General features: G+C 70.5%; 5 protein-coding genes. 2 read left to right on the top strand and 3 right to left on the bottom strand.

Annotated elements, in window-relative coordinates; all coding sequences use genetic code 11:
• The first annotated feature begins 342 nt into the window (after window positions 1-342).
• Both ACTIDRAF_RS0207635 and ACTIDRAF_RS0207630 read left to right on the top strand, forming a co-directional pair.
• The gene (locus tag ACTIDRAF_RS0207635; RefSeq protein ID WP_035292986.1) at window positions 343-699 is read left to right on the top strand and encodes an ArsR/SmtB family transcription factor; all 357 of its coding nucleotides are present in this window, start codon (window positions 343-345) and stop codon (window positions 697-699) included.
• Window positions 696-1,889 (top strand): MFS transporter, encoded by a 1,194-nt coding sequence (locus tag ACTIDRAF_RS0207630; protein WP_016698135.1) that lies wholly within the window; start codon window positions 696-698, stop codon window positions 1,887-1,889. Before ACTIDRAF_RS0207635 ends, ACTIDRAF_RS0207630 begins: the two co-directional genes overlap by 4 nt.
• A 203-nt stretch (window positions 1,890-2,092) precedes the next feature.
• Here the strand turns inward: ACTIDRAF_RS0207630 and ACTIDRAF_RS0207625 are convergent, their stop codons facing one another.
• From ACTIDRAF_RS0207625 to ACTIDRAF_RS0207615, 3 genes are all read right to left on the bottom strand, one after another.
• A complete protein-coding gene (locus tag ACTIDRAF_RS0207625) occupies window positions 2,093-2,851 on the bottom strand; it encodes an iron ABC transporter ATP-binding protein (protein ID WP_016698134.1) in 759 nt (252 codons plus the stop codon).
• A complete protein-coding gene (locus ACTIDRAF_RS0207620; protein WP_016698133.1) occupies window positions 2,848-3,885 on the bottom strand; it encodes an iron chelate uptake ABC transporter family permease subunit in 1,038 nt (345 codons plus the stop codon). Before ACTIDRAF_RS0207620 ends, ACTIDRAF_RS0207625 begins: the two co-directional genes overlap by 4 nt.
• On the bottom strand, window positions 3,878-4,926 hold a 1,049-nt coding region (locus ACTIDRAF_RS0207615; protein ID WP_016698132.1), incomplete at its 5' end, for an ABC transporter permease. The genes ACTIDRAF_RS0207620 and ACTIDRAF_RS0207615, both read right to left, overlap by 8 nt.

Below are 4,926 nucleotides of genomic sequence, written 5' to 3'. Positions count from 1 at the left end.
GGGGGCGCACCGGGGGTGGGGTTGGGGCCGCGCACGGTCAGCCGAGGCGGTCCGCTGCCTGGTCCGGTCAGGCGGCGGTCGGTGGTGGACACGGGCCTGGGGCGACCGTTCGGAGGAGCCATTGACCGGCCGGGGCCGCGACGGCGGCTCGGCTGTCGGGACGCCGTGTCGTCGGATCGTCGTGGACGGTGAACCTGGTTCGGAGTGACGGGCGGGCCCCGGACCGTCCCCCGGCCGCGCGCCGCCTCGGCGGGACCGAGGAATCCCCCGACCGAAGCTTGATCGTTCGAAAATTCTCGCACTATTATGGTGCGAGAATTTTCGAACGATTGGAGTGTGGTCGTGAGCCCGTCCCGGACCTACGAACATCCGGACCGCCAGGACATCGCGCTGCCACGCGTGCTCTTCGCGCTCAGCGAGCCGCTGCGACTGGCGATGGTGCGCAAACTCGCCGCCGAGGGCGAGGTGGACAGCGTGGAACTGGGGCCGGACCTGCCGCGCTCGACCCTGACCCACCACACCAGCCTGCTGCGGGAGTCCGGAGTGGTCCACGTCCGCGCCGAAGGGCGCAAGTGCATGATCCGGCTGCGGGAACGGGATCTCGAGGAGCGCTTCCCCGGGCTGGTCGGCATCGTCCTCGCCGGGTACGACCCCCACCACGTCCCCGGCGACCACGAGGACGAGGACGGGACCAGGTGATCGGCACGGTGTGGCCGCTGGTCGTCGCGGCCGTGTCGCTCGGGATCGACGCCTACGTCCTGGCCGGGGTGCTGCCCCAGATCGCCGACTCGCTCACCGCCACCGTCGGCGCCATCGGTCTGGGGGTCACCGCCTTCACCGGTGCCTACGCCGTGGCCGGCCCCCTGTTGTCCGGCAGGTTCGTCGCGGGTTCCACCCGGCGGGGACTGCTCGTCGCGCTCGGCGTCTTCAACGCCGGCAACCTGATCACCGCGGTCGCCCCCAACCTCGAGGTGTTCCTCGCATCGCGGGTCCTCTCCGGCGTCGGAGCCGGCGTGCTCACCGCCCTGGCCACCAGTGCCGCCGCGGCACTGGTGGCGACCGAACGGCGGGGGAGGGCGATGGCCCTGGTCACCTTCGGCCTCTCGGCCGGAACGGTCGCTGGCGTGCCCACCGGGATGCTCATCGGCCACCACGTCGGGTGGCGCTGGACGATGGGCCTCGTCGTCGCCGTCGGACTGGTCAGCATGCTCGCCGTGTTGCTGCGCTCCCAGGCCATGCCCCCGTTGGACGCGGGCGGTGCCCGCGTCGCCGTGATCCTCACCCCCCAGGTGGCCATCGGTGTGGCACTCGCCTTCGTGTTCGGCCTGGCCAGTCTCGGCCTGTACACCTACCTGCTCCCGATGGCGGCCGAACGAGGGGTGGGGTCCTGGGGGTTCACCTTCGTCTGGGCCTGGGGTGTGGGCGGCGTGGCCGGGTCGATGGTGGCGGGCCCGCTCATCGACGGTCTCGGCTCGCGCCGACTGCTGCCCGGCGTCGCCGTCCTGCTGGTGGCGTCGTTCGCCGCGCTGGCCCTCCTCGACGGTCCCGCCGCCTGGCTGGTGGCGATCGCCCTCTGGGGCGCCTGCGGTTGGGGTGGAGTACCCGTGCTCCAGGACGTCCTGACCCGGTCCCGCCAGGAGCGCACCACCTCCGTCGTCGCCTTCCAGATGGCCGCCATGTACCTCGGCGCGTCGGCCGGGTCCGCGCTCGGCAGCGCGCTCCTCGGCGCCGGCACCAGCGCCGGCGACCTCCCGCTGGCGGCCACCGCGACCGGTGTCCTCGCGGTGCCGCTGGCGTTCCTCGTCCTCGGGTCGCGGCGGACGAGAGCCGGGGGCGCGACCCCCTCCGAGCCGGAGTCGAGGGCCCAGGCGGGAACGGGAAGGACGTGAGACCTCCACCGGTCCGGTGAGCCCCGCCGGCGGACCTCCGGGCCCGCCGGTGCCGGCGGTGGAGTTCCAGCCAGCCTCGTTCTCCCTCCCCGTGGCGGCGTCGCCCGGCGAGCACCCCTCCGGGCCGGCAGCCTCCGACCCGCCCCTCCCGGTGTCGACGGTCCGCGACCGCACCGCGCACCGGGGACCTCCCCCCGGCCCGGCTACCGGTAGTAGACGGCCAGGGGGTGGGGGCCGTCACGGCGGACCTCGACGGGGGTCTCGAACACCTCCTCCAGCGTGGACCGCGTCATCAGCTCCGACGGCGGTCCCGCCTGGGCCACCCTGCCCCGGGTGAGGGCGATGATGTGGTCGGCGTAGGCCGAGGCGAAGTTGATGTCGTGGATGACGATGACGATCGTCTTCCCGAGCTCGTCCGCCGCCTTCCTGAGCTGTTTCATCATCGCCACGGCGTGCCGCATGTCCAGGTTGTTCAGCGGCTCGTCCAACAGGATGTAGTCGGTGTCCTGGGCGAGGACCATCGCCACGTAGGCGCGCTGCCGCTGCCCACCCGACAACTGGTCGAGGTACCGGTGTTCCAGCTCGCCCAGGTCCAGGAACTCGATGGCCTGGTCGACGTGCCGGTGGTCCTCGCGGGTGAGGCGTCCCCGGGAGTGCGGGAACCGCCCGAAACCCACGAGTTCCCGGACCGTCAGCCGGGTGACGAAGTGGTTCTCCTGCCGGAGGATCGATGCCGTCCTGGCGAGCTCGCGGCTCGGGGTCCGGGTGATGTCGTGCCCACCGATGGTGACGGTACCCGTGGTCGGTTCGGTCAACCGGCCGATGATCGTCAACATCGTGGACTTGCCCGCCCCGTTCGGTCCGACGAGCGCGGTGATGCCCCCGCCGGGGACGCTCAGGGTGAGCGGGCCGAGGACCGTGGTGTCCCCGTAGGTCTTGGTGACGTCCGACAGGGTGATCACAGGGCGCCCTTCCGCAGCAGGTGGACGATGAAGAAGAGCCCACCCGCGAACTCGATGATGACCGACAGCAACCCGGCCGCGTAGAACACGTGGCGGAGCACGAAGTAGCCGCCGAGCAGGGTGACGACGCTGAGGAGGAACGCGAAGGGCAGCACGTGGCGGTGCTGGGACGAACCCGTCAACTGGTAGGCGAGGGTGGCGACGATGAACCCGAAGAACGTCATCGGCCCCACCAGGGTCGTGGAGATCGAGATCAGCACCGAGGTGAGGATCAGCAGCACGGTGACCTCGCGCTTGTAGCGCAGACCGAGGTTCGTCGCCGTGTCCCGGCCCAGCGCGATCACGTCCAGGTGGTGGCGCCGCCGCCAGACGACGCCGAGCGCGATCGCGATCACCAGCGCCGCCCACGGCAGGTACGCCTCGTTGGACATGCTCAGGTTGCCGAACAGCCGCGCCGAGAGCACGTCGAACTCGCTCGGCGTGAGCAACCGCTGCATGAACGAGGACAGCGAGCCGAAACCGACGCCGAGGACGACCCCGACCAACAGCATCACGTGCAGGTTCCCGCGCCGTCCCGAGAACAACCAGGTGTAGAGCACGGTCGCGAAACCCACCATGAGCAGGCTCTGGATCGCGACCTTGGCCAGCCCGTCGGTGGCCGCCGCGGCGGCACCGCCGAAGAAGAACACGAGCGCGGTCTGGATGACCACGTAGACGGCCTCGAGCCCCATGATCGAGGGGGTGAGGATGCGGTTGTTGGTCGCGGTGTGGAACAGCACGGTGGCGACCGCCTGGCAGCAGGCGACGATCAGGATGGTCGCCACGGTGGTGAACCGCATCTCGACGGCGAGCCAGAAACCCCGGCTCCCCGGGGTGGAGGGGATGTTCCACACCAGGACCCCGACCACGGCGGCGACGGCCACCAGGCCGAGAACGGCGAACCTCGGCCAGAGCCGGGGTGCGCTCCGCCGGTCCCGGTCGACGTCGGGGGCGTGAGCGGGACGGGTGGGGAGGGATGTGCTGGTGTCAGCCATGACGACGCTGCCTCAGGAGAAGCGTGATGAAGACCGCGGCACCGAGGATGCCGAGGATCATCGAGACGGGGATTTCGAACGGCATCCGGATGACCCGTCCCACGATGTCGCAGAGCGTGACGATGGCGATGCCACCGAGGCACACCCAGGGCAGGTTGGACCGGAGGTTGTCGCCCCGGACCATCGAGACCAGGTTGGGGACGACGAGGCCCAGGAAGGGCAGGAACCCGACGACGACGGTCGTGATCCCGCTGGCGATCGCCACGAGGGTGGTGCCCACCAGCATCACGTGGTTGTAGTTGACCCCCACGTTGGTCGCCACATCCTTGCCCAACCCGGCCACCGTGAACCGGTCCGCGACCACGTAGGCGATCACCACGACGATCGCCACGACCCACAGGAACTCGTACCGGCCGCGCACCACGCTGGTGAAGCTGCCCGTGAACCAGGTGCCGAGCATCTGGAGCAGCTGGGTCGAGACCGCCAGGTAGGTGGTGAACGCCGAGACGACCGCGCCGAGCATGATCCCGATGAGGGGGACGATCAGCGAGGAACGCAGCGCCACCCGACGCAGGATGGTGAGGAACACCAGGGTGCCGACGAACGCGAAGCAGCTCGCCACCGCCATCCGGGTGGACAGGGTGGCCTGCGGGGCGACGATCACGGTCAGCAGGAGTCCGAGCGTGGCCCATTCGGTGGTGCCGGTGGTCGTGGGTTCCACGAAGCGGTTCTGGGTGATGAGCTGCATGATCAACCCCGACACGCTCATGGCGCAGCCCGCGAGGACGAGCGCCGACGTGCGGGGTATCCGCGTGATCCAGAACATCTCGGCCCCGAACTCCTGGCCCCCGATGTCGTACACGCCGACGAACAGGGACGCCACCACCAGGCCCAGGACGAGCACGGTGGCGACGGGGAGCGCGGCGATCCGGGTCAGGGCTCCGAAGCGGGCTCCCGGCCGGGCGGGGAACCCTTGTCGTGTGGTGTGAGTCATGATGTCGACGTCGGGGGTGCGCGTGGACCGGAACGGTCCACGCGCAC

It is taken from the genome of Actinoalloteichus spitiensis RMV-1378 (assembly GCF_000239155.1).
In the GTDB taxonomy this organism is placed as follows: domain Bacteria; phylum Actinomycetota; class Actinomycetes; order Mycobacteriales; family Pseudonocardiaceae; genus Actinoalloteichus_B; species Actinoalloteichus_B spitiensis.
The sequence above is the reverse complement of the archived record's forward strand: the minus strand, read 5'-3'. Positions and strand labels throughout refer to the sequence as shown.